Annotated in this window: 18 protein-coding genes; 1 reads left to right on the plus strand and 17 read right to left on the minus strand. The window is 40.7% G+C overall.

The window, feature by feature from the left end:
* Positions 1–41: 41 nt before the first annotated feature.
* The 6 genes from ACIQ0H_RS20240 to ACIQ0H_RS20265 all read right to left on the minus strand — a co-directional run bounded on the left by ACIQ0H_RS20240 (position 42) and on the right by ACIQ0H_RS20265 (position 10,369).
* Positions 42–2,960 (minus strand): FIMAH domain-containing protein, encoded by a 2,919-nt coding sequence (locus ACIQ0H_RS20240; RefSeq protein ID WP_403418887.1) that lies wholly within the window; start codon positions 2,958–2,960, stop codon positions 42–44.
* A gap of 263 nt (positions 2,961–3,223) precedes the next feature.
* Positions 3,224–4,171, minus strand: a complete 948-nt coding sequence (locus tag ACIQ0H_RS20245) for an N-acetylglucosamine kinase (protein WP_403418889.1) — start codon at positions 4,169–4,171, stop codon at positions 3,224–3,226.
* Positions 4,168–5,688 (minus strand): argininosuccinate lyase, encoded by a 1,521-nt coding sequence (gene argH, locus ACIQ0H_RS20250; protein WP_403418891.1) that lies wholly within the window; start codon positions 5,686–5,688, stop codon positions 4,168–4,170. Before argH ends, ACIQ0H_RS20245 begins: the two co-directional genes overlap by 4 nt.
* A gap of 27 nt (positions 5,689–5,715) precedes the next feature.
* Entirely contained in the window at positions 5,716–7,431 is a 1,716-nt protein-coding gene (locus ACIQ0H_RS20255; RefSeq protein WP_403418893.1) for an ABC transporter permease, read from the minus strand.
* Between the two features lie 11 nt (positions 7,432–7,442).
* Positions 7,443–8,513, minus strand: a complete 1,071-nt coding sequence (locus ACIQ0H_RS20260) for an ABC transporter ATP-binding protein (RefSeq protein ID WP_403418895.1) — start codon at positions 8,511–8,513, stop codon at positions 7,443–7,445.
* Between the two features lie 758 nt (positions 8,514–9,271).
* On the minus strand, positions 9,272–10,369 hold the full coding sequence (locus ACIQ0H_RS20265; protein ID WP_403418897.1) for an extracellular solute-binding protein: 1,098 nt from the start codon (positions 10,367–10,369) through the stop codon (positions 9,272–9,274).
* A gap of 192 nt (positions 10,370–10,561) precedes the next feature.
* Here ACIQ0H_RS20265 and ACIQ0H_RS20270 point away from each other — a divergent pair, with 192 nt between their 5' ends.
* On the plus strand, positions 10,562–13,072 hold the full coding sequence (locus ACIQ0H_RS20270) for an NEW3 domain-containing protein (RefSeq protein WP_403418899.1): 2,511 nt from the start codon (positions 10,562–10,564) through the stop codon (positions 13,070–13,072).
* A gap of 46 nt (positions 13,073–13,118) precedes the next feature.
* Here the strand turns inward: ACIQ0H_RS20270 and ACIQ0H_RS20275 are convergent, their stop codons facing one another.
* The 11 genes from ACIQ0H_RS20275 to ACIQ0H_RS20325 all read right to left on the minus strand — a co-directional run bounded on the left by ACIQ0H_RS20275 (position 13,119) and on the right by ACIQ0H_RS20325 (position 26,163).
* Positions 13,119–13,874 carry a hypothetical protein gene (locus ACIQ0H_RS20275; protein WP_403418901.1) on the minus strand — a complete coding sequence of 252 codons (756 nt, stop codon included), beginning with the start codon at positions 13,872–13,874 and terminating at the stop codon, positions 13,119–13,121.
* Positions 13,867–15,207 (minus strand): AAA family ATPase, encoded by a 1,341-nt coding sequence (locus ACIQ0H_RS20280; protein WP_403418903.1) that lies wholly within the window; start codon positions 15,205–15,207, stop codon positions 13,867–13,869. Before ACIQ0H_RS20280 ends, ACIQ0H_RS20275 begins: the two co-directional genes overlap by 8 nt.
* A 191-nt stretch (positions 15,208–15,398) precedes the next feature.
* Positions 15,399–16,772, minus strand: coding sequence for a hypothetical protein (locus ACIQ0H_RS20285; protein WP_403418905.1), 1,374 nt, complete (start codon positions 16,770–16,772; stop codon positions 15,399–15,401).
* Between the two features lie 91 nt (positions 16,773–16,863).
* On the minus strand, positions 16,864–17,571 hold the full coding sequence (locus ACIQ0H_RS20290; protein ID WP_403418907.1) for a GntR family transcriptional regulator: 708 nt from the start codon (positions 17,569–17,571) through the stop codon (positions 16,864–16,866).
* 603 nt (positions 17,572–18,174) lie between these two features.
* Positions 18,175–19,140: an ABC transporter ATP-binding protein gene (locus ACIQ0H_RS20295; RefSeq protein ID WP_403418909.1), complete on the minus strand. Its 966-nt coding sequence runs from the start codon at positions 19,138–19,140 to the stop codon at positions 18,175–18,177.
* On the minus strand, positions 19,128–20,144 hold the full coding sequence (locus tag ACIQ0H_RS20300; protein WP_403418911.1) for an ABC transporter ATP-binding protein: 1,017 nt from the start codon (positions 20,142–20,144) through the stop codon (positions 19,128–19,130). Before ACIQ0H_RS20300 ends, ACIQ0H_RS20295 begins: the two co-directional genes overlap by 13 nt.
* Positions 20,145–20,157: 13 nt before the next feature.
* On the minus strand, positions 20,158–21,066 hold the full coding sequence (locus tag ACIQ0H_RS20305) for an ABC transporter permease (RefSeq protein ID WP_403418912.1): 909 nt from the start codon (positions 21,064–21,066) through the stop codon (positions 20,158–20,160).
* 12 nt (positions 21,067–21,078) lie between these two features.
* Complete coding sequence (locus tag ACIQ0H_RS20310; RefSeq protein WP_403418914.1) at positions 21,079–21,996, minus strand: ABC transporter permease; 918 nt, start codon at positions 21,994–21,996, stop codon at positions 21,079–21,081.
* Positions 21,997–22,216: 220 nt separating this feature from the next.
* On the minus strand, positions 22,217–23,782 hold the full coding sequence (locus ACIQ0H_RS20315; protein ID WP_403418916.1) for an ABC transporter substrate-binding protein: 1,566 nt from the start codon (positions 23,780–23,782) through the stop codon (positions 22,217–22,219).
* A gap of 118 nt (positions 23,783–23,900) precedes the next feature.
* Entirely contained in the window at positions 23,901–24,977 is a 1,077-nt protein-coding gene (locus ACIQ0H_RS20320; RefSeq protein WP_403418918.1) for a M24 family metallopeptidase, read from the minus strand.
* Positions 24,978–24,999: 22 nt separating this feature from the next.
* The gene (locus ACIQ0H_RS20325) at positions 25,000–26,163 is read right to left on the minus strand and encodes an amidohydrolase (RefSeq protein WP_403418920.1); all 1,164 of its coding nucleotides are present in this window, start codon (positions 26,161–26,163) and stop codon (positions 25,000–25,002) included.
* Positions 26,164–26,393 lie beyond the last annotated feature (230 nt).

Here is a 26,393-nt window from a genome sequence, read left to right on the forward strand (position 1 = left end):
CGCAACAAAAATAACTTTTGTCGCAAGGGATTTTGTCCATCTTATTTCCAGTTCTTTATCAGCACATCCGCACCAGCTATTAAAGCATTATAAGCCTTCTCAGAAATCAATCCACTCTCTTTCTGATAATCGAGCAACACTTTAAAACCTTTCATGTGTTTGACAACTTTGTCGCCTGCCTCTTGCTTCTCATACTGAGCAACTGCAGTCAAATGCGTTTTTAACGCCCGAGCAGTTTGAGCGTTGTCAAATGCCCCTTCTTGTTCAAAACGTTCAACAAGTGCATGAAGAATAGCTGCGCTTACTTCCGGTTCTACGACTCTTTCATAAGTCAGTTTAAAATCATCAAAATAAGCACCCGTTGTTGTAAAGAAGTTAGAAGCCCCTGCAAAAAGTTTTGCATATTTCGCACCCTCGGGAGCAACAACAGTTGCTTTAACTGTTTGCCACTCCTTATGACCACCGCGAATATGAATAATATTCACGCCATCTTTATCACTGCCTACTTGCTTGCCTGCTTCATTATAATAACGTAAAAAGAAGCTCACACTTCCATCTTCTAAAAATAGCTCCGTAGATCCTGTGTATTCAATCCCTTCCTCAATTGGAATAAGATCAGATTGCGCGAAAACCGTTTCAGTTTGAGAGGTATCCACAATCTTTAAACTGAAGTCCCCTGTTTTACTACGCCCATTACTCACTCCTAAAGAAACATTAGGCGTGATGAAAAATAAAGATGACCAACCGGCAATTTTCCCATCTACAACAGACTCTTCAAATCCTGCATTTGACATTGGAACTTGAACAACCTCTAGTTCAGGTTCCTCCGGTGGATTCACGATTGTTCCGCCTTCGATAACAGGAACCATTTTCAAAACAGTTGAGCCGTTTTCAAGGAAATAAATATTTTCATTGCCATTCGCATCTTCTGCAAGCTCAATGAAATCTACCTCCGGCGCGGTATCAATTAAAGTCACATGCTTTAAGTCGGCTGACTTTGGATCAACGACAGTTAGCTTTCCTGCAAGGTCTGTGTACAGTAATCCATCTTTCCCGAAAATAATATGAACGGGTCTCCACATACCTCTATTTTTTATATTTGGATAATAGTTTTTATACTTTACAACCTCAAACGTGTTAGGATTCATAGCAAACAGAATTCCATCTGCCGCCCCCCAAAACAGTCCCTCTTCATCAAAAATCAGACCGCTAATCATCGGTGTTTTATCTAAATCAGGTATATTCAGATCAAACTCCGTGACTTTTTGTTTACCCGCTACATCCCATACAAACATTTTTGCCTTTTCGGCTGTAGGTTGAATATCCAATCCACCTCGGATTGTAGTCGAACCATATATTTTCCCGTCTTGATAAGCAATTCCTACAACACTCTGATCTTGAACGATATTGCGATGTGTTTCTCTTTCCCCTGTTTCAGGATCATAAATCGTTAGAGCTCCGCCTAGTTTTTTATAATCTGGAATCGTACCAATCAATACTTTATTATCGGCGAATTCCATAATGTAAGGGCGATCCTGCTCATATTGATCTTTAAGATTGAAGATTGCGTTAATTTTTAAAGTGTTGGTATCCATCTTTTGAATGCTACCGCCAGGATAGATTCCGAAAAACATATCGCTTCCGTTGCCTGCAATCATTCCCTCTGCTTGACCTTGTGAATAAGAAACAAATTTTCCGGTTTTCGTATTATATTGTGCGCCTTTAGGTCCGCCTGGATAAGTAGTCGTGTATAAGTTACCATCAGGCCCCTTCCCAAGGTTATGCAATCCTATCGGTAGCGCTTCCATTACAGTAGGTAGTTCAGTGATTATGTTGTTCTCTAGATTGACCACTAATACTTGTCCAGTTCTTTTCAATGTAACTAAAGAAAGTCCAGGAAGATCCGCTCTACCGAGATCCACAAACGCGCCGCCTCTCCAACCTGCCGCATAAGGGAATCCGGTCTCTCTCGTTTCAAGCGTATGAATATCAATTTCAAGGATATGACGATTATAAATGACATACGCTTTATCGCCATTCACTGGGACTTGCTGTTGGAATCCAAATATGCCAAAATCATCAGCGGACCCATCGCCTTTTTTCCCAATTTTTTTGTCCACCCATTTTTGTTCTGTTAAATCATAAAAAAGTAATGCATTCTCTTGATCATGATCAAATTTAACATACAGATAATCCCCCACAACTGCCATATCATAAGCGAATTTCACTTGATCGATAGGCTTGCCTATAATTTCAGGCACATTTTTGGTGATGTCTTCTTTTTCTTTTGTTTCTACATTAATTTGATAAACCTTCCCATCGACACCTAAGCCAGCATACAGATAGCCATCATGGTAAGCCAAAGAACGTACATAACTACCTTCCCCATCATCGATTTTGCCATAGCTAATGAATTTCTTTGTAGATACGTCATATTTGAAAATGCTACCATTTTTCTCTTCATAAGTCCCCATATAAAGATTTCCCGCTTCGTCTGTCGTGCTACTCCATAATTGCTGGCCAGCAGCAGGAATGCCAATCTTTTCAACAGATTTCTTTGTTGGTGAATAGCTCCACAACTCACCAACATTCCCAACACCGAGACCCGAAATATACACAGTTCCATCCGGTGCAACAGCATGGGTCCATACTTGACTGATGTCTCCCAACTGAGCAGCATAAATGAGTGTATTATCCTTTAGATCAACAACGTTAAATTTCCCACCATTTGCAGTCGTATAAACGACATCCCGACCATCTTCCTTACCAAACATACCCGTTAACAAAGATACATCGGAAGCAGCCACCCCTAACTCTTCAATTTCTTTAAAACCTCTGTTATTCAACTTCTTAATTACCGTCTCCCCCGTATCAGCCAAACTAGTAATCGGTAGCAAAGACAACATCAATACAAGTGCTAGTATCGCTGAACCGATCTTCTTATAACTTTTCTTCCTCACACAAAAGCCCCCTTTCATGATTTGCTTCCTAACAATTCCATTATAGTTTTTAGGAAACTTTTAGTATATGTCCTAAAACTGTCGGGATGTAACGGAATGCACTGAAAAAGGGTGCGTAGCAATATATGATAAGTTGCATACACTAGTTCCTACGGAATGGTTGGACACTCTCTAGACTTCGTCGAACACTCCCCATACCTCATCAAATCCACCACACAACAAAAAAAGCACCCAGCCTCCCAGAACCAGGTACCCCACACAACCTATTCACACGCCCCCGCGCAAAACCGCACCAACGCCCTATGATAAATCGCATCAACCGGCGCTCCCTCACACAAAACCACTTGCTTCAAAGGGTCCATTTGCTCCACTTTCGTTTTCACCAACTGAAAAAGCCTATCAAAGTTCTCTAAAACACCCCCAGTGACATAAAGCGTACAGGGCCTATCAGTCAACTTCGCCGAATGAATAACAGCTGTCGCTAAACCAGTCAATTCATCTCCCGCTTCACACAGTATTCGCGTCGCTTCGCCATCACCCAGATCAATTGCTTCATCTAATACTGTCGATAGCCTCGCCACCGCGTCAACCGAGTACTGGTCTCCATATAACCAAGCCGTCAAATCATCAACGGTTTGCAGTCCCAATTGTGCCAAAACCTTGTCCTTTAAAACAGTAGCAGGGCCCCGACCATCTTCCATTCGAAAAATGGCCGACACGATTTGTTTCCCCATCCAATACCCACTACCCTCGTCTCCCGCGCGATGCCCCCAGCCACCGGAGCGAGCAACAATCCCTTTCCCATCGTGGGCGTAGGCAATCGAACCCGTTCCAGCTATCAATAAAATCCCTGACTGGTTCCGCGTCACGCCGACTAATGTGGCATAGGCATCGTTCTCCACCACCAAATCAATCACTGTCAAAGACAATTCATCCAATACATCTACAATCATCGCATGCACAACTGCATAATCTTCCGGCGTATCAATACCTGCCAACGCGAAAACGCCAACATCGACCATGGAAACGGGAAACGTTTCTAACAACTTCTCCAACATCCCCTGTACAACTTGTGTAAAAGCAGCCGCCCCAATGACTTGATAATTAGAGCCTGTTGAAGCCCCTTCGTACAAGATTACTCCGTTATTATCTCTAAGCGTACCAACTGTTTTGGTTCCCCCTCCATCAATTGCTAATAAGTAAGTCGTCATTTTGATCCACTCCAATACTTTTCATAACTTTGCAAGACTACTTCCGCTTTTTCAATCGCACTTTCTTTCCCATCTACCCATTCACGCATGCGCACCAATCGTTTTTGATAATTTGCTAGTGAAGCCGTCATCGTGTCGGGGGCGGGTCCGCCAAAATTCGTACGTAGTTCAATGAAGTTACGAGGGCATAGCGCTTTCTCGTACTCCGCTTCTGTCAGTGTAAGTTTTCTCTTCAATATCGTCAACGCTTCATCGTTCACCCTGTCATAGGTTAAATCCGCCAGCCTACTCTCCCCACGACCATCCAGTGCACGCACCGCGTTGCTGACAATTTGATGCGCTTGTCTAAAAGTGATTTTTTCCACACGCACTAACGTATCTGCCACCTCTGTAACGTTCGCAAAGCTTTCGCGAGCACGTTTTTCAAGCCCTACTTTATCGACATGCAAAGTAGCGATGACACTCGACACTAGCTCATAAATCCCACCGAGTTTATCCAAAGACCGCCACACATAAGGTTGCAAATCGTCCTCCGTATCCACGATATCTCCAAAAGGTGTATTGTGGATCATCGTGATGACCGTCTGCGTATCTCCAACAACCGACGACAACAAAGCCCGTGTATGTTCCAATGACACCGGGTTTCTTTTTTGCGGCATGATGGAGCTGATTTGCACATAGGGATTGGCAAGCGTAAACACGTTAAATTCTTGCGTCGACCACGTCAGGAAATCTTGTACAGCGCGCCCTAAATTCAAACTCGCTGTCTGAACCGCGTTCACCACTTCCATAAGATAGTCCGCTCCTGCCACACAATCCCAAGAATTTTCAATGATGCCGTCAAACGCTAACAGCTCTTGCATCCGCTGTCGGCTAATCGCAAATCCCGAGGTCGTCAGTGCCGCAGCCCCCATACTACTGCAATTGACCGTTTGATAAGCGGATTGCAGTCGAACGAAATCTCGATCCAACTTATCCATCACCCCTCTTATATAATGGGCCAAAGTCGTCGGTTGCGCTTGCTGCGTATGCGTATACCCCAGCATGATCGTCTCGATATGTTCATGAGCAAATTGGTGCAAGGTCTGTTGAACAGCCAACAAATTCTTCATCAGTCTCAACATCATTTTCCGCAAAGTCATTCGATAGATCGCAATTCCCATATCGTTACGACTTCTTGCAATGTGTAAATTCCCCGCAATATCGCCCGCTTTGCGAATCAAATCATCTTCCATTCTAAAAAACAAGTCTTCAAATGCTGAACTATACGTACTATTTTTATAAAACTTACGATCCATTTCACTAATGGCTTTCCCAATTTTCCCGGCCTCAGCTTCACTTACTAACCCCTGTTCCTGCAACATGACTAAATGCGCGCTATTAATCTGCATCATGGGTTCAACAAAGTGTTTTTTCGCCTCATCATATGCAGGTTCAAGTACGATTTTCTTATAGGTTAATGAAGGAAATACGGTCCCTTCCTTTTCCTCAATCGCCATTCGATACTTATTCGTCATCGTCTCTGTCCCTTCATTCTTGGCTCATCAAATCGCAGACCCCACACTGCCCTTCGACAATCGATCCGAAATTAGTAAGACAAGTAAGATTAAAACAATCTGTAAAACACCATAGGCACAAGCAGTTCCAAATTTAAACGCGTACATCTTCTGGAATATCGCAACTGATAGCGGCATGGTCGATGTACTGTAAATAAGAATCGATGCCACAAACTCTCCAATACTTTGCACAAATGCCAGCAGCGTACCTGCCAAAATACCCGCTAACGATAAGGGGAGGACAATGCGCCGAAAAGTCGTCCACCACGATGCACCCAAACTGCGCGAAGCTTCTTCAATGGACTGATCAGACTGCATTAAACTCGCCGACGTGGAACGGAAAACAAGCGGCAAATGGCGAACAAAATAAGCTAACGGTAAAATCCAAAACGTACCTATAAGCACTTGGTTGAAACTAAAGACGCTCGGCTGACTAAATGCCGCAATCAGGTTGACCGCCACAACCGTACCCGGAAGCGCCCAAGGAACCATGATTAAAATATCCAACAAGGCTTTCCCTTTGAAATTCATACGCACCATCGCATACGCCGCTGCTACGCCAAAAATAATGTTACCCACGGTTGCGACAAACCCCATCTGCAAAGAGTTCCAAATCGGTCGCCAGGTTCGTTCATCCGTAAATAACGCTTTGTAATGGTCAAACGTGTATTCCGGCGGTAACACTTGAATCGTCCAGGTCCCATCTTTCGTGAATGAAATTAACACCAACACCAAAATCGGTAACATCAAGATAATGACACCAATCACTGATAACGCCATCGATACATATTTCATCATCTTACTCTTCACTTCAGTACGGTGTACGGAAATGCCTTTACTTTGATTTTGGTAATTCCGCCGATTTTGGTACCAACGCATGATGATTAAAAAGCTGATGGAGACAAAGGACAGAATCGTCGATTGGGTGGCCGCCATATCCAAATTCCCATTGGTACGGGATAAGTAAATTTGCATCGTCATCGTCCGTTCCACCCCGAATATCAACGGTGCCGTATACGAAGCCATCGAAATCATAAACACTAACAAAGCAGCCGCAACGAGCGAAGGGGTCAACATCGGTAAAATCACTTTACGCCACGTCATCCATCTACCCGCACCTAGAATGGTTGAGGCTTCTTCCAGAGAAGGATCCAACCCCTTAATCGCCGCAGATGCCGTCAAATAAAAGTACGTATACATAGTAAATGTATGGACAACAATCACGCCCCATACCCCCTTCAATGAAAAAGGGACTTGGTCAAGACTCAACAAATGTTGGATGCCCCGAGGAATGATGCCACTTTCTCCATACAAAAAAGTGAACGACAACACACCGACTAAAGGCGGGAGCGCCATCGGAACTAATACTAAAATCGATAGAATCTTACGCCCTGGAAATTCATAGCGTTCCAATAAAAAAGCCATTGCCACACCGACAAACGCACAACACACTACACTGATCACCGATATATAAACGCTTGTCCACAAAGCTTGCAAATTGGCCTTACTTTCCAAACTAAAAAAACGTTGATAGTTGCCGAGTGTGTTTCCTTCTACAAAACTTTGGATGAATGTTTGATAGAAAGGGAAAATCACATAGGCCAATAAAACGAGAAAAAGTGGTGAAATAAGTACATATATAAAATAGCGAGAACGGGTCAACCGTGCCCACTTACTATCTTGCGTCGTCGTTGCTTGTTTCATTTTTCACCCTCCTATTCCCCCAAGAAATAGACATTGCGCAAGGGTACGTGAACAACAATCATATCCCCAATCGCCAGTAGTTCATTTCCATCATTGATCATCATCAATGTAAAATGGAATCCTTTTACATCGATTACATACTGAATACTGACACCCGTAAACTCGACAAATTGGACTCTCCCCAGCATTTCATTCGGTCCAGGTCCAATCCCGAAAGCCTCAGGACGAATCGATAAGTATACCGTACTTCCTTGGCGTAAATCAGCACTCGCAGCAGCATTCGCAGGCATGCCAACTAGCCGAATCCCCTCTTCACTTTCCACCTCTACCTCGTCCCGCGTCACCTGCCGGACCGTCGTCTTTATTAAATTCGTTTCCCCAATAAACGAAGCCACAAACCGATTTTCGGGACGATTATAAATAGCCTGCGGCGTGCCAATTTGTTTGACATAGCCATTTTCCATCACCATAATCCGATCAGACATCGCCATGGCTTCGGTTTGATCATGTGTCACATAAACCGTCGTCACACCTAGTTCGGATTGTAATCGCTTGATTTCCACACGCGTTTCTTCCCGTAACTTTGCATCCAAATTGGACAGCGGTTCATCCAGCAGTAAAATATCGGGTTCAATCACAAGGGCCCTTGCCAATGCGACACGTTGCTGTTGCCCGCCCGATAGCTCATTAATTTTTCTGGATCCATACTGCTCAAGTCGGACAAGCGATCGGGTCCTGTCCACTTTTTCTTTAATCGTAGCTTTCGATAGTTTACGTACTTGAAGCCCAAATGCAATATTTTCATCGACCGTCATATGTGGAAATAAGGCGTAGTTTTGAAAGACCATCCCGATTTCACGCTTATTTGGTTGCAGCGTGGACACATTCCGATCATCAAAATAGATATCCCCTTCAGTCGGAAAGTAAAATCCAGCAATCATCCGTAAAGTCGTGGTTTTGCCACAGCCACTCGGTCCAAGAAATGTAAAGAACTCTCCGGGTTGAATCGCAATATTTAAATCCGCCACACCATGCGCTTTCCCAAACTTCTTTGTGATGTTTTCCAATGTTACGCCTTTCATGTGAGCACCTCTTTTCACGTCTATTGATTAACCACAAATTAACTTAAGCAAACACTAGGCGCTCTGTGTACAGTCGCTTTTGGATCACTTTGGATAGAACAATTTCTATACCATTATCGAGATGTCTTTTATCTGTAGGGCTGCGACGATGTCGCATCCCTACAGACTTTTTCGGTAATTGTATGGTGTTTGTTCATCCGTCGCGCTCTAAAGACACAGATACACGAAGTGCGAATGCTTTTTGAGAACTAAGGAATAAAGAGCTTTTTACCTGGAGAGAAGCGGCCAAAGATACAATTTTGACCGCTGAATCTTTCATCAAGGTCTATTCTTTTTTTATTTATTAGGAAGCAGCACTTTCTATAAGGTTTTACAGTAGTAGGAATTGTAGTGCATTCCTACTTTGATCGAATACCTAAGCCTTGCTAATAGGAAACAAGGAACACATTGTACAAAGTTCTAGAATGCCCGAAATTGCATCTTCGGGCACTTACATTCTCTATAATCTCCAGCGAAGGCGCCTTACTGGGGTAGCCGAAGCAATAAGACAAAGGAGGGATGCAGTTCAATCCCTCCCTCGACAGTGGTCTTCTGTCTGGCTTATTGCGGGAGGCATCCCCAAGCGCCAAGCGTTGTTAGTAGGATTCTTTATATCAACATATATATATACTGAGTAATCACCACCATTGACCTCTTTTCTTGATAGAAGAACAACTCGAATGGATAGTTCAAAGTCTCCGTAAGATTAGGTCATACCGTTAATTGGATTTAATTCTTTCATCCCAGTATTGCATCCATTCTGCTTCTTTCTCAGCCAATAACGTCCAATCCATATCCAGCGGTTTTAAATCTAGATCCTTATACCACGCTGGCATATCACCCGCTGAAATATCCGTACGTGTAGGAATTTGGAACAAGTCTTCCGCAAGTGTTACACGAACCTCTTTATCAAATAAAAATTCATAGAACAACTTGGCGTTATCTTGGTTTTTACTCCCCTTAATCATCGCTACGCCATCCACTAAAATAGGCGCACCACTTGTCGGGTAGATGTAATCGAACGGTTGGTTGTTCAACTCTTTTTGCAGCAAGATATCTTGTAAGTTCCACAAAGAAACCGTTCCTTCTTGACGCGCCAGTTTTAAATAGAGATTGGTAGGGTCTTGTGCATAGTCCTTCGTGTTGGCATTCAATTTTTCCAACCACGCGTACCCTTTGTCCGGGCTCGTCGCATCTTGACGATAAATCATCGACGAGTAAATCGTACGCATTGTACCCGATGCTAATACACCACGAATAATGATTTTGTCTTTCCACTCTGCATCCAGTAATTCGTCCCAATCTTGTGGTCCAGTTTCTTTCGTCAGGACATCGCTATTAATCATAATGACTTCTGGTAGCAGCATTTCCCCATACCAACGGCCTTCCGCATCTTTGTGATCCGCCGCAATGGACGCATCAAAAGACGGTTTATAGGACTCGAGTAAATCTTCGTTCGCCGCAACCATTAATGCCGACTGCGTGCCTCCCCACCAGAAATCAGCCTGTGGATTCGCTTTTTCTCCGCGTGTCCGCTCTAAGATTTGTTGCGCTCCCATCGTTAACACATCCACCTGCACATCGGGGTACTTATCATTGAACATGCCAACGACTTGTTCCACAACGCTCTCATCACGCGCCGTGTAAATCACTAGATTGCCTGAAGCTTCTTTCTCTTCAGTACCCGTTTCTCCAGCATCTGGACTTTTCTCGTCAGATGGACCACTAACCGGAGTCTTATCCTTTCCACAAGCCGCCACCACCACCGTAACCAACACAAACACTAGTAAAAACAGCAACAAACTTTTCTTCTTCAAATGAATACCCCCTTATCGTAATAGCCATTCTCCCTTAACAATAAAAATAGAATTAATCACCATCTTTGCCAATAGGTTGTACTTTCTTTGCACTTCAACCAATATACTCTCTAGAAAGCAAAATAAGACCAGTTGTGAGCAAGCCAATTTCCGCTTCACAAATGCTCTACAAAATGGTAAGGAGGAAATGCTTTGAAGAAACTCATGGTACTCGTTGTTTCACTCGTTTTGCTGCTGTCCGTCATGGGGAGTTTTCCCCAACACTCGTCTGCCGAACAACAGGATGTGGATCTCTGGAATTCATTGAAACCACTTGGTACGACCGTTACGTTTTTAAATACTGGCGCACATCCTGATGATGAAAGAAGCGACCTACTCGCTTACCTTTCGCGTGGACTAGGGGTCAAAACAGCTAGCTTAATCGCCAATCGTGGGGAGGGTGGCCAAAACGAAATTGGCAATGAGCTCGGCAATGGCCTTGGGATTATCCGTTCACAAGAAATGATTGAAGCCGCAAAAATCACAGGCGTCAAAGCCTATCATTTAAGTGAAACGACATCTGATTCCATCTTCGATTTTGGCTTTTCAAAAACAGCTGAAGAAACGTTAGCGACATGGGGAGAGGACCTAACGTATGAAAGGTTAATCCGCTTTATCCGTAGCTATCAACCCGATATCATCATGCCATCCTTCAGAGATGTCGATTCGCAACATGGACATCACAGAACGATGACCGTGTTAACGGACAAGGCTTTCCTAGATGCTGCAGATCCAACCGTATTCCCAGAACAATTGAAACAAGGACTCCAACCTTGGCAAACGACTAAACACTACTTGCCAGCCGATTCAGCAGCAAAAGCAACACTTTCTTTAGAAATCGGCATGTATGACCGCGTGTATGGGATGAGTTATCCACAGCTAGGCGAAGCATCACGCTATCTGCATAAGAGCCAAGGGATGGGCAATGACATTCTGGTTGCACCAAGAGCCGTTCATTTCGAATTAAAAAATAGCGCTGTCCCATCAAAAACAGATGATTCCTTATTTGCAGGCATTCCCTACGACCTGTCAGATTGGGGCATTGAACTACTCGATGCCGATAAAAAAATCGCTAAACAATTGATTGCCCTACAATATGAACTAGAAAAAACACAACAAGCCTACCCGAATCGTTCAGACGTGTTTGACCTATCTCAAAAAAGTTTACAAGAAGTTCGGAAAGCCATCAAAAGTGTCAACGCCTCTAAACTTCCAGAAGCCACAAAAGTAAAATTACGTAGCAAACTACATGTAAAAGATGAACAATTACAAGAAGTGTCCTATGTTTCATCAGGTGTTGAATTGATCGCAACCTTACCGGATAATGTCCTTTCTCAAGGAGAGAAAACCGTCGCTACACTGATGATCAAAAACACAGGGACAAAGGTATTAACAAATTTCAAGCCTTCTATTAAAGCCGACAAAGACTGGAAGTTTGAACAGCTAGCTAAACTAACCGTGCTAAAGCCAGGCCAAACTGCAAAAGTAGACTTTAAGGTAACGGTCCCGCAAAAGGCCAGCTACTATCACGCCTACAAAGAACCCGCTTTGCAAGCCGCAATCGAGTTTAAGGATCAAGGTGAAACGGTCAACCATACGCAAAACTTCGAAGGAACCGTTGCCGTTCTACCTGAATTCAGTCTGACGACAGAACCTGCCAACATCGTCATCAATACAAAAGGCGCACAAAAAGCAGTGCCTGTCACAGTCAAGGTGAAAAACTACCAACATGCGAAAGCGAAAGCAACTGTCAAAATCCACGTTCCTAAAGGGTGGACGACATCTGCTGACAAGCAAGTCGTTACATTCGCCAAAAAGCATGAATCCCAAGAAGTGACGTTCAACTTAACGCCGCCTGCCAACATGGAAGAAGGCTCACTTGAACTCGACATCACAGCCGAATGGAACGGCAAAAAATTCACATCCACCATTCAAGAAATCGAATACGAGCATATCGGCAAACGCTATTTGGAGTACCCAGCGACGGTCCACGCTGTCGCATTTGAATTAAACATTCCAGAAAAACTGAAAGTCGGCTATATCGACAGCGGATTCGATACGGTTGCCGATGCGCTCACGAATGCAGGCATGGACATCACGCTATTAACCGACAAAGACATCGAAAGTGGCGACCTGTCGCAATTCGATACCATCGTTGTCGGCATCCGCGCATACCTGTCGCGTGAAGCCTTACTCAAGAACAATAATCGCCTGTTAAAATATGTAGAAGATGGTGGCCATGTCGTCATGCAGTATCATAAACCTGGCGACAAATGGGATGCCGAAAAATCCGCTCCTTACAAACTCGTCATCGGCAATCCATCCATTCGCTGGCGTGTAACCGATGAAAATGCAACAGTGAAAATCACCAAACCAGATTCCACACTCTTGTCATTCCCGAACAACATCAATGACTCGGATTGGGAAAACTGGGTTCAAGAGCGCGGTCTCTATTATCCAATGGAGTGGGCATCAAATTATGAAACAGTTGTCAGCATGGCCGATCCAAACGAAAAACCTTTCGAAGGCGGCATCCTGATGACGTCTTACGGAAAAGGAACGTATATCTACACCAACCTCGTCCTGTATCGCCAAATTCAAAGCCAAGTCCCTGGAGGTTATCGCATCCTAACCAACCTCATCAGCCACGGCGTTAATAACTAAAAAAAGTGTTCCGTTGAGAGTTGAACTCTTAACGGAACACTTTTTATTAGGTTGCACTCCCCGACACCCTTGCCAGAGACTCTTCTTCCAAAAAATTAACCAACAACGGAATATTCGTCTGTCTCGCCAAGGAATTAACGCCTTCTTTAATATGATTCCAACTATTGGTATAGACGTCAACAGTCGACTCCCCGTCCGACACCGTGAAATATTGCGCTAATAACGCCTCAATCGTCTGCCCGGGAGTATCGATAAACGTATCGAGTTTATGGAGTTTATTGGCCTTGTCTTCGTTTCGCTCATCCCATAGCACATGCTCGAGGTTTGTAGAAAAGTAAAAGATTTTATAGATGATTTTACTTTTTTTCAAATGCAGTTGATGATACGTATTCAAAATATCGATGCGCTGACTTTTTTTATCATTCCGCTCTTCGATTAATGTTTTTTTAGAACTGCTCCCTACACAAATTGAGTCGTCACAATAATAGTTGTCCTTCCCATACTGCTCATCCACCACGACCTGGTCGCTGGGAATGAAACAACCATCCGTATCCGTCAATTGAAAAACAGCGAGTAGGTCACTCGCTAAAAACTTCATTTCCTGCAAATACTCCCTCACCCACTCAGACACAATAAACTTGGTCTGATTCACGGAAAACTTACTATTCCAGTCACTTAGCACATCACCGTGTTTAACATCCACCATGATTTCCAAATCCCCAAATCGTTCCTCCAAAAATTCCGCGATCAGCGTTTCTTCCGTTTCACCCTCCACTAATATCAGCACGACTTTCTTACTCATTTCTAACACCAGCTTTTCTGAATGCACGCTTAATCGTGTGTGTTTTGGTCTTCTGATAAATCAATTCATCCTGTCCACCTAATTGAATCGACCGTAAATAGACATCTCTCGTATTATTCATCTTCTTAATCCCTTTTAACTGGATATATCGATGATCAGCATTGACCGTCGTAAACCAAAGATCTTTCGGCGTTAACACCTCCAATACCCGTAAATTATGGGAAGTAAACAGCAATTGACCTTTTCCGCCCTCACTAATCACTGTTAACAATTCACCAAGAAGGTATTCATAAATCCCAGCATCTAATTCATCAATAACCACAGTCGCATTCGGATTGTTATAGACCGCTATCAACACACTAAGCACAGAGATGATCTTCAAAATCCCCTCTGATTCCGTTCGCAGCGGCAACAATGAATCTTCACGTCTCGATAGAAATTCAAATCGAACCGCTTCTTCGCCTCGATCGTTCAATTGATCGTTAATATGTCTAATCTCTATCGTTAACCCAGGAATAATCGCCGTCAAAACTTTATTCGTTTGCGCAATCGCTTCCACCAACACCGTATACAGTTCAGTAGGAAGCAACGCAGGCGTTTCCAAATCATAAGGGATAAACCCACGCTTCCGATCCAAATGGATACTAAAAGGCATCATATGCTTCATCATTAAATAACCGATACTTTCATTATTAATGACATGCAAATCCCGATAAAAATCTACAGCTATATTTTCTATCAAATTGAACTCAAAATGCTCCAATTCCCCTTGCAGCATCTCCCTGAGCTCCTTATGGAAAATAAAAGACATGCTTCGTTCTTTCGCAAATTTATTGAGAACCATGACTTTAATTCTGTCCTCTTCATGAAACTCACTCAAATCTTTCGCTCTAAATTGAATACTATCGTTTTCTTTACTAATCAAATTTTTATAACGCTTAAACTTTTCATTTTCACGATAACTCAGTTTCTCTTTAGTAGGATAAACCCGATCTTTCCCTTCACATAGCTCCACAAAATACTTTAAAAAGTATTCCCCATCACTATTTTTCACCAGAAATTCGATTTCAATCGTTGCATACTGTTCAATAAAACAAATCATATTATCCAAGTTACCCGGAAAACTTTCATAGTTATTGCCACCACTGAACAGCTGATTAACAATCGAAAACGCTTCAACAATCGTCGTCTTCCCCGAGCCATTTTGACCATAGAGCCCCACGATATCCGCCTTTTCAAATTCCGAGAATTGAACAGGTGTACAAATGCTACCACTTTTCACGTTTCTTAAATTCTCAATTTTTATTTCCTTAACCTTTATCACACTTTTCATGTCATAACCCCCTAGTTTTTTCATTATAACCAGTTTCGGTATAAAATATACCGTTTTCAGTTATAGAGTTAGACACTTCATGCGGTTGATTGGATGCACACACTTTTCGTTCCAATAAAAAAGGTATCTGGTTCTAAAACAAATAAGAATTGTTTCAGAACCAGATACCCTAGATGTAAGTTACTAGAACTTCATCTTATTAAGTAAACAAAGCTGATAGTGATTAATAAGGTCCCTAGAAAAAATAAGTAGTTACTTCCTATACCTACTTTAAATGAGCTTTTATTCAAAACACTACCTAGTGTAAGATTGAGAGGTGAGAAAGACGAAGCTGCCGAAGAATGGCACCACGCTGCTGCCAATAATACTCCGTATGAAAGTGTAGTTAAACCAATATTTTCAGGTGAAATCGATGTCGCTAATAATGTGACAGAAACGATTTGATGAACACCAATGCATGCTAAAACCACGGGTAAAAGTATAAGAATACCTATTAAGAAAACCAATGATACTTTATCCGCGATCGTATTAATAAAATTATTAATAAGTAAATTAACAGGTGTACTCATCACAACAATTCCGAAGAAACCCGCACTAACAAACAAACTAAGTTCATTTGCTATTTTCGGAAGAGAATAACTAATGTATGTACTTAAATGCTCCTTTAACTTCATCACCTCTCGAAGGAACAAAAGCCATACTATGGAACCTATTAAACCCATTATTGAAACAAGAACCGTCATTTTTTGACCCGTCGCTTTTTCCAAAATAAACAAGAAAATAAAAATACCACTCATGATTACAATCAATTGAATCACTTTTTTCCTTTGACTATTCATTCTCTCTAATTGCAATGCCATCTCTTCCGGTAACTTTAAGTTATTATCCTTTTTCAAAATAAAAAGAACAACAATATTCCCGAAAACAAAATGTAAAACTGCAAGAGTTAATAAAAAGGGGCCTAGCGTCGTATAAGGAAGTTCCATAAAGTGAAGGATGATCGCCACCGATGCAAAATACGGTGACCATACATTTGTTGAGATAAAGCCCGTATACATTGCCTTTCCCAAACGTTCGGGTGAAAGATTCGTCTTTTTAAATAAAGGATACAGTACGCGGATAATAGCTAGATTCACGACCGAACCTAGGAGAAATGTTAAAAATGATAAAAGTACAAAAACATACTTTGGCTTGGAATGAAATCGCTTCAATTCTTCTTCAATACTGTATAAATATCCTCCAACACTAATTGGAATAATTAGCATTGGAACAAAAGCGAAAAGACTAATTAGTCCTAAATTTATAGATACCGCCGATTTCCAAACATCGAAGCTCAACTGGTAATAAAAAAACAAAATATGACCTAGAACTAGCATTATGATTGAAATAATTAATGCAGCCTTTTTTATCGTTGGAAAAAGAAGAAGCACCATTGTTATAGAACCATAAAGTATCATTGAAGGCATTGGGTTACTACTATTAAATAGTTGTTGAAATAGAATGACTAGGGCAATGATAAAAATAAACATCCCCTGAATTCTTGCCAAAAGAATTGATTTAGACATTATTTCTTCCCCTCTGTTTCTTTAGACCTCGCGATTCAAATATCCCATTTCCTATGAATTTGTTTAATAGAAGAAGTGACAAGCTTTAGGTTTAAGACTTTAATTCGGCAATTAGATTCTGCTCATACTTCTTAATTGATTCTATAGCGGTACTCATACTACTCTTAATATGGATTCTCATTGCATTTTCTGCTTTCAATTGTTCCCCATTAATAATATGTTCTAAAATAACTGTATGCCCCTCAATACCCCCATTGAGTTCGGTATTCTCATCAATTATTTCATCGTTACTCATTGTAATTAACCTACGATATCTCGTCACATGCGCATTTAACTGATTCAAAATTTTTACTGCCGTTCGATTCCTACTCATTACATACAATTGATTATGGAACTTCTCCCCGTAGTAAAGAACTTCTTCAACGTCTTTATATTTAATAGCTTGTCTAATCCTATGACAATAACTAGATAGTATTTCAATATCTTCTTCTGTAGCATGCTGTGTTGCTTTACTTGCAATAATTCCTTCTAGGTAGCTCCTAACAAGGAACAATTCCTCTGCTTCCTGCACAGTAATAGAAGCGGTTTTTAATCGTCCATTAGGCTGTCTAATGACTAATTCTTCAACTTCTAGTTTCTGTAACGCCTCTCTCAAAGGCGTTTTACTTATATCTAATTCCTCCGCAAGCTTTCCTTCAACTAAATCATGATCCGGCGGAATTACTCCATTCAAAATTTTGTTCTTTAATTCATAATAAGCATAGTCTTTCGACATCCTTCTCGGCTGTGTAGAACTCATAATTACCCTCCTAAAGGAATCTGGATTTTCCAAAATAGTTGCATATTATTATAGCACGTAAATGTTTAACTAGATACGGGTCCACTCCCTCAGTCGTTTTTGGGAATCAACACTTGTATTTTCCCTATTTATATCCGTAACCATACGGATAATGTGACCTTCATAGACCAGTTATTGATGCGTGATAGACCCATGAAAATCTTCACATCTGCAAAGTCCCACAGTAGTATAAGACGTTTCGTTACCTTCAGTTTTCCTACGGGAGTCAACATTTCCCCTTGTGTAATAACTAGTTTTACAATCAGATTCCCCCATCATAGAGGACAACTTTCCTATATTACAATATGTTAATAGGTGGAAAACACCCTTCAAAAAACTTTTATGTCTATTAATTTAGTTAATTCAACAATAGAGATGTCGGGCTTAGTATCCGAAAAAGGTTGATTTTCGCTTCAGGCGGGGGCTTCAGCTCGCTCTGATCCCGCCGGAGTCGCCGCCCTACGCTCTAATCAACGCAAGTGTATGTTATATCGACGAATACTTAAATGTATAACCATATAAGTATTCGACTTTTTAAACGTAATCGGTAATTATGAAATTGATTCAATTATATAAATGGCACGAAACCGAATGATTTCCATCGTGTACAGTAGGTATTGGTTGTACCTTTGAACATATATCCATTGCTACCGGGCATCTTGGATGGAATGTGCAACCCATAGGCGGATTTACAGCGTTTGGCACATCACCTTTTAAAATTACCCTTTCTTTAACTTCATCCGGATGATCAATCGGAACTGCTGACAATAAGGCTTGAGTATAAGGATGCAACGGATTATCGTACAAGTCTTCCGTTTTAGAAACTTCAACAATACTTCCAAGATACATGACGGCCACACGATCCGAGATATGACGAACTACACCTAGATCATGAGAGATAAAGATATACGTCAGAGCTAATTCTTTTTGTAGCTTTAATAGTAGATTAATGACTTGAGATTGTATGGATACGTCTAGCGCAGATACAGGTTCATCCGCAATAATTAGTTCTGGATTTAGAATCGCGGCTTTCGCGATTCCAATTCGTTGTCTTTGTCCACCTGAAAATTCATGAGGGTAACGATCAATATGGTATTCAGACAAACCTACGATTTCTAGAATTTCAATAACCTTCTCAAGACGTTCTTTAGGTGTGAATAAGTTATGAACCCGCAAAGGTTCAAGTAATATTTGACGGATAGTCTTTTTAGGATTTAACGAAGCGTATGGGTCTTGAAAAATCATCTGCATCTTTCTCCGTAGTCTTCTCATTTCTTCATACGACAGCTTTGTGATATCTTGCCCTTCAAAAATGATTTCTCCACTGGTTGGTTCATTGAGCCTTAGTATTGTTCTTCCAGTTGTAGATTTTCCGCAACCACTTTCACCAACAATACTAAATGTTTCACCTTTCATAACTTGAAAATCGATACCGTCGACGGCCTTCACAACAGAATCTTGCTTTAACCAACCTTGGTCTATCTTATAATGTTGCTTTAAATCTTTCACTTTTAAAATTACTTCAGACATAAGTCCATCTCCCTCCCCTTAGCTTCCTCTTCATATAGCCAACATCGGGATAATCGGTTTTCCAATTTATATAAGGGCGGCTTTTCAGTTATGCATTTCCCCATAACAAATGGACAACGGGCTGCAAATGTGCAGCCCGGAGGTAGCTCATCTGGTCTTGGAACACTTCCTGGAATAGATACCAGCTCTTTTTTTCTTTCATTAGAACTTGTTCCTGGACGTGATTTTAATAACCCTTGTGTATATGGATGTTTCGGGTTATCAAAAATTGATTTAATATCTGCTTGTTCAACAATTAGACCCGCATACATAATTACAACTTCATCACACATTTCTGCAACTACACCTAAGTCATGGGTAATTAAAATGATCGCCATATTTTGTTTGTTTCTAATGTCCTTAATTAGCTCAAGGATTTGCGCTTGTATGGTTACATCAAGCGCAGTAGTTGGTTCATCAGCGATTAATAGTCTCGGATTGCATAGCATAGCAAGACTAATCATTACCCTTTGCCGCATCCCACCGGAAAGTTGATGAGGATATTCAGAATAAATCCCTTCAGGCCTTGGAATTCCTACTAAAGTAAGCATGTCAATAATCTTCTTTTTCATTTCTTTTTTACTCAAATTAGTATGTTGTTTAAGCGGTTCACTTAACTGCTCGCCGATTGTAAAAACCGGATTTAACGAAGTCATTGGCTCTTGAAAAATCATAGATATTTCATTACCTCTAATTTTCCTTAAAGATTTCTCATTTAATTTCGTTATATCCACGCCATTAAAGTTAATTTCACCATCTTCTATTTGTGCGAGGGTCTTAGGCAAGAGCCCCATAATAGAAAGCGATGTTACACTTTTTCCGCAGCCTGATTCCCCAACCAATCCAATTGTCCTGCCTTCCTTAACTTCAAAATCAATACCATCAACAGCTTTCACTAAGCCATGACTTGTCCGAAAATAAGTTTTAAGATTGTTTACTTTTAATACAACATCGTTGTCTCGCACTATAAAACCCTCCTTACTTATTGTATTCCGGATCTAATACATCACGTAACCAATCCCCTAATAAGTTAATGCCAAGCGCCGTCAATAGAATCGCAATACCCGGGAATGTGATTAACCACCATGCGCTGAAGATAAAATCTCTACCTTCACTTAACATATTCCCCCATGCAGGTTGAGGGGGCTGTACTCCGAATCCCAAGAAACTAACACCTGCTTCTGCAATAATATAGTTTGCAGCTTGAAGTGATGATAAAACAATAATTGGCGTATATAAGTTGGGAACAATATGTTTAAAGATTATTTCCCAACGTGGAACGCCTGTAGCAATACTAGCAACAACAAACTCTTTTTCCCTTAAAGCGAGTACTTCACTTCTTACAATTCGTGCATAAGCTACCCATCCAGCGATAACTAAAGAAATAATAATATTTTTTAATCCCGCACCAAGAACTGTACTAATGACTAATACCAACAAAATAAATGGGACACTAAGGGAAACATCTACAATTCTCATAATGACAACGTCTACCCATCCACGAAAATATCCGGAAATGATACCAATAATGGTACCGATTAAACCTGCAAATACAACCGTGACTGTGCCGATGATTAAGGATACTTTCGTTCCCGAGATTATCCTGGATAACATGTCACGCCCCAATTGGTCGGTACCGAGGATATGTCCTTCTGATAATGGGGGTAAAAGTTTTTGAGCAAGACTTGTAGCCATAGGATCATGCGGTGTTATAAAGTCACCAAAGACTCCCAAAAAGATTACGATAACCATAATTGAAAATCCAATAACCCCTGTTGGACTTTTCATTAGTTCTTTTAAAAAGTAACGTAATTTCGACTTTCTTTTTGCTTTAACTGGCAAAACTTCGATTTCTCCCGTATCAACACCTGTCACTTTACTGACCATTGTATTCTCTCCTTACTTTACTCGGACTTGTGGATTCACGAGTCCGTATAATATGTCCGCAAAAAAGTTAATAATTGAGATACTAAAAGCAATGATAAAAACACCCGAAATTACAACTGGAAAGTCGCGCCCCATAAGAGCCTTGATAAGCAATTGACCTAAACCAGGCCAAGAAAATACGGATTCAATAATTACGGCCCCACCCACTAACACACCTAAATCCAATGCAGCAATTGTTATAATTGGAATCAACGTGTTTTTCAATGCGTATTTATATAGAATCGAAAATACTGGCGCTCCCGTAGATTTTACTGTTCTAATATAATCTTTACGCAACACATCGAGCATTGTAGATCTAGTAAATCGGGCAAATCGCGCGGCACTATGCGCTGCAAGTGTTACTGCCGGCAAAATTAAGTGAATTATTGATCCACCACCACCGGAAGGTAACATTTTGAATGTGACCGAAAACACTAATATTAGTAACAGTCCCAACCAAAAACCTGGAATTGCTTGTCCTAATACCGTGATTCCCGTTCCGATTCTGTCATAGATTGTATTTTGTTTGTACGCCGAGATTACGCCCAAAGGTATCGCTACCGCTATGGCTATAAATAGGGCAAAAAAGGCTAATTGAAATGTTGCAGGTATTTTGGCAAGTACCATAGATAATGCATCTTGGCGGTACATGAGTGATTCTCCAAAATCACCTTTAGCAACATCCGCTAAAAAGCTTCCATACTGCACAATGAGAGGACGATTAAAACCTAATTGTTCGCGAAACTGTTCAGCCATTTCTTCCGTTGCATCATCTGGCATATACAAATATGTAGGGTCGCCAGATAAACGGATAATAAAAAATACTAATGTAATCGTTAGAAATAGAACAACAAATGTTTGTACGCCTCGTTTTAAAATATATCCTAGCATGAGGTACCCCTTTTCTAATGAGCACGGTATTAGACTATGTTCAAGGGTCAGTATAATAGGCTCAAATAAATTATTTGACGTCCTTTATTTTCAATAACTTTCATAAAAAAAGAAATAACTGCTATAAATTACGATGAAAATGAATTTATAGCAGACTAGACCCTGCATTATTCAAACCAGTGGATGAATACAGTTATGTCTTATCGTTAAATTTATACTGTTATTTTTTCCATTTTACATCTGTGAAGATATATCTCTGATCAACACGCGGATGAAACTCTAGGTTTTCGTTAATAGCATAGACGTCCCCTTGCTGCCATAATGGAACCATTACAGCTTCCTCAGCAGCCCAGTTTTGGAGCTTGTCGAAATGCGCCTTACGTTCCGCAACATCCATAATCGAAGAACCATCGATTATGCTTTGTTGGATTTCTTTAGACGGAGTATGAAGCAAGAATGTACTACCTGGTATAAATAAGTTATTCATCGTACCTATAGCATCGAATTGCGTTCCCATACTACTCACATACATTTCTCCAACTTCATTTTTTGCAATTCTACTTACATGCGTTGCATACTCGTTTATCTGGACAGAAGAATCGAACCCTGCTTCATTTAGTTGTGTAGAGATTGCTTGGGCAACTTGTGCATCCATCGGATATCGGCCATTCGTTGTTTCAAGTGTAATTTTCAGTTCACCTGGCTCATATCCAGCTTCCTTCAATAGTTCCTGTGCTTTTTCAGGATTATGTTCATATTCCATTGTTTCTGTATACCCTTCATTAACCATCGAAAGAGGTCCTGTCATTTTCGTTCCTTGGCCGTTTAGTACATACTCTAGTAAGTCATCCGTGTTAATGGCATAGTTAGCGGCTTGGCGAACCTTTTTATCCGTAAATGGACTACCTTCTTTATCATTTAGACCAAGGTAAATCACTCTAGATGAGCTCACTGACTCGATTTTCCCTTCATTACTTCCTTCAATTTTAGCAATGGAGTCTACTGGCAAGTTATTCAGCAAATCAATTTCCCCTGCCAAGAAAGCAGAAAGTCTTGAACTGAATTCTGGAATAACCCTGTAATTAATCTCTTTAATTTCTTGCTCACCGTCCCAATAGTCTTTAAATGCTTTCATTTTGAAACTTTGATCTCTTTGCATTTCAACAAATTCATATGGGCCTGTTCCAATTGGATTTTCGGCTGCACCATCTCCAACCTCCTCCATATGTTTAGGTTCCATAATCAGAAGGTTATCCGCCAATTTAACAAGTAATGTTGGCATTGGTTCGCTTGTAATAATTTCAAAATCAACTTCATTGATTATTCTGACTTCTTTAACTGAAGCAAAGTGACCTCGATATCCTGATTGGTTTTTCTCGTCCATAATATAGTCTATTGAATATTTAATGGCCTCCGGCGTTAGAACTTCACCATTATGGAATTTCACACCTTCACGTAGTTTGAATTTCCATGTCAGATCATCAATATTTTCCCACTCAGTAGCTAAAAGTGGTGTCATTTCACCGTCTGGACTTCTTCCAATTAGTGGTTCGAAAATACTTTTAAGGTGCATATCTTTTATAAAGTTTGGATCCGTATTTGGTATAAGCGTCGTTGGACTTGCTTCAATTCCAATATTCAAATCTGTTCGCACTACATTATTTCCATTATCCGTCCCTTTTTCTTTTCCGGTATCTAAGGTTTCTGAAGTAGCTGCAGTACAGGCTGATAAAACCAAAACAAGAATTAGGGCAAGCGCTATGCCAAAACATTTATTTTTCTTCATTAGTAGTGTTCCCCCTTATTTTTATTGGAAAGTAAGTTTTTATAAGGACTTCAATCTAGAACCATTCCTAGACTCATCATCACCTCCTTAGACTAGTAATGGATAGTTTTGTACTAAATCACAATAAGATTAATTCTTTTTTATAGTGTGTTAGAACTTCAGCACCATCGTCAGTCACTAAAATATCGTCTTCTATTCTAACTCCGCCAACACCCGGTACGTAGATCCCCGGTTCGATTGTGAAGACCATTCCAGCTTTGGATACATCTCTGTTCAGTCCATGGATTGAAGGATATTCATGATTATTCATCCCCATTCCATGTCCTAAGCGATGTGTAAAGTACTTGCCATAGCCTTTGTCTATAATGATGTCACGAGCGATTTTGTCTAATTCACCAAAAGACACTCCAGGTTTAACCGCATCTATTGCCGCCACATTCGCCGCTAATACCGTTTCATAAATCTCTTTTCGCTGTTCATTAATCTCTCCGACGCCAAATGTTCTTGTAATGTCAGAAACATATCCATTTTTCAAGACACCTCCATCAATTAACAGAAGATCCCCTTCCTTCAAAACCCGATCTCCCGTACGGCCATGTGGTAAAGCAGACTTTTCACCGGATACAACCATTAGTCCTCCGCCATCAGCGCCTAACTTTATTCTTTGATATTGAATTTCAGCTGCAATTTCATATTCTGTAACGCCTGGTTTAACCATTTTTAATCCTTCAAACAATGCTTCATCGGAAATACGAATTGCTTGTCTAATGCTTGCGACTTCATCCGATGATTTAATAACTTTCATTTTTTGAATTTCAGATTCCACATTGACATACGTTTCCGCTTCGACAACGCCTGCAATTTCCTCGAACCTCATTAATGTAAGATGCTCTTTCTCCACACCACACTTTTTAGCGTTTTTCTTTGTAAGATCCGTTACAATCTCCATGGGATCCTCGTTATCTTTATGTGTCCGTAGTTTTTTAATACAAGATTTCCGGCTTGCTTCATCTAAATCCAGCTCTGGGAGAATTAAAACCGGATCTCCGATCAGCGGCATAAATAAGCAAAAAAATCGTTCATGTGGATTTGTGTTAAAACCTGTAAAGTAGTGGATACTTCTCGGAAGTGTCACGAAAACCATATCTAGTTCTTTCGCTTCCATATATTCATAGAATTTTTTTATTCTAGCCATATGAGCCATACTACTAATCTCCCTATTTTGTCATCAGATTTTGGACAACATTCAACAATACATTTACACCAATCGTGAGTGCTTCTTCATTTACATTAAATTTCGGATGATGGTGTGGATAATTTTTCTCCATATTCTCTTCGCCTACGCCTAGATAGAAAAAACACCCCGGTGCTTTTTGCAAATAAGCAGAAAAGTCTTCCCCACCCATTCCACGCCTGATTTTGTCCAAGGCGTCCGCCCCGTATAAATCAATCACTGTATTCTTGACAACCTCTGTTACCTCTTCGTCGTTTATGACTGGACGATATCCATTTCTATATTCAATTTCATAAGCGGCACGATGCGCTTCTGTAATACCTTTGACGATTCTTTCCATCTCCAGTGGGATTTCCTCTCTTAACCTTTGATCAAAAGTCCGAACGGTTCCACTAATTTCTACAACTCCTGGTGTAACATTATCGGCTGTTCCTCCGTGAATTTGCGTAACAGACAATACAACATCATCAATAGGATCTATATATCTTGATACAATCTGTTGAAGATTAGTAACTACTTGAGCTGCGATAATTACACTATCTATATTTTGATGAGGTTTGGCCGCGTGCCCTCCGCTTCCTATAACCTTAATTGAAAAACTATCAGGTGAGGCCAAGACTGGACCAGCGAGTACACCAAGTTGGCCGGTTACCATATTTGAACGTACATGCGTACAAATAATTTGATCTACATTATCCATAACTCCCGCATCCACCATTTGCTGAGCACCGCCAGGAAACAGCTCCTCTGCATGTTGGAATATAAAACGAACCTCTCCTTTTATACTCTCCTTCATGTCCGCTAGTATTTTTGCAGTTCCAAGTAACATAGCCGTATGGGCATCATGACCACAAGCATGCATAACCCCAGTTTTTTTTGATTTGAATTCAAGTTCATTATCTTCCTCAATTGGAAGCGCATCCATATCAGCCCGAATGGCAATAACCTTGCCCGGTTGCGCACCTATTAATCTTGCCATCACACTTGTTTTTGTTGGACGGGTAATTTCCAAACCACCGAAGGACAACAATTCAGAGTATACAAAGTTCGAAGTTTCTATCTCCTCGAAAGATAGTTCCGGATTCTGATGAAGATACCTTCTCCAACTAATTAACTTGTCCTCAACTTGAACTACAGCCCCGCTCATATCCTTTATCAACTCCTCACGTCCCTCGCGTTTAATTATATAATATTATAAACTTATTTCTATTCACAATTATCATTCAATTCAGTTTACATGTCAACACCTTTTTTTAGCCCAAATATTAAAGTCATTACCTTGAAAGTACTGCTTTCATAATAGAAGAAACTTCCTAATTTCAATTGGTGTTTTGAACAAAATTGATGAGTAATCCATCAATTCACTATCTCCTTAAT

It is taken from the genome of Sporosarcina sp. NPDC096371 (assembly GCF_044762865.1).
Lineage (GTDB): Bacteria > Bacillota > Bacilli > Bacillales_A > Planococcaceae > Sporosarcina.

Bases quoted from the DNA above. Each gene is read 5' to 3' on its own strand.
- ACIQ0H_RS20295 (WP_403418909.1), bottom strand. From the start codon at position 19,140: ATGTCTGAAGTAATTTTAAAAGTGAAAGATTTAAAGCAACATTATAAG.
- ACIQ0H_RS20290 (WP_403418907.1), bottom strand. From the start codon at position 17,571: ATGAGTTCTACACAGCCGAGAAGGATGTCGAAAGACTATGCTTATTAT.
- ACIQ0H_RS20255 (WP_403418893.1), bottom strand. From the start codon at position 7,431: ATGAAACAAGCAACGACGACGCAAGATAGTAAGTGGGCACGGTTGACC.
- ACIQ0H_RS20280 (WP_403418903.1), bottom strand. From the start codon at position 15,207: ATGAAAAGTGTGATAAAGGTTAAGGAAATAAAAATTGAGAATTTAAGA.
- ACIQ0H_RS20275 (WP_403418901.1), bottom strand. From the start codon at position 13,874: ATGAGTAAGAAAGTCGTGCTGATATTAGTGGAGGGTGAAACGGAAGAA.
- ACIQ0H_RS20260 (WP_403418895.1), bottom strand. From the start codon at position 8,513: ATGAAAGGCGTAACATTGGAAAACATCACAAAGAAGTTTGGGAAAGCG.
- ACIQ0H_RS20245 (WP_403418889.1), bottom strand. From the start codon at position 4,171: ATGACGACTTACTTATTAGCAATTGATGGAGGGGGAACCAAAACAGTT.
- argH (WP_403418891.1), bottom strand. From the start codon at position 5,688: ATGACGAATAAGTATCGAATGGCGATTGAGGAAAAGGAAGGGACCGTA.
- ACIQ0H_RS20315 (WP_403418916.1), bottom strand. From the start codon at position 23,782: ATGAAGAAAAATAAATGTTTTGGCATAGCGCTTGCCCTAATTCTTGTT.
- ACIQ0H_RS20325 (WP_403418920.1), bottom strand. From the start codon at position 26,163: ATGAGCGGGGCTGTAGTTCAAGTTGAGGACAAGTTAATTAGTTGGAGA.
- ACIQ0H_RS20310 (WP_403418914.1), bottom strand. From the start codon at position 21,996: ATGCTAGGATATATTTTAAAACGAGGCGTACAAACATTTGTTGTTCTA.
- ACIQ0H_RS20305 (WP_403418912.1), bottom strand. From the start codon at position 21,066: ATGGTCAGTAAAGTGACAGGTGTTGATACGGGAGAAATCGAAGTTTTG.
- ACIQ0H_RS20320 (WP_403418918.1), bottom strand. From the start codon at position 24,977: ATGGCTAGAATAAAAAAATTCTATGAATATATGGAAGCGAAAGAACTA.
- ACIQ0H_RS20285 (WP_403418905.1), bottom strand. From the start codon at position 16,772: ATGTCTAAATCAATTCTTTTGGCAAGAATTCAGGGGATGTTTATTTTT.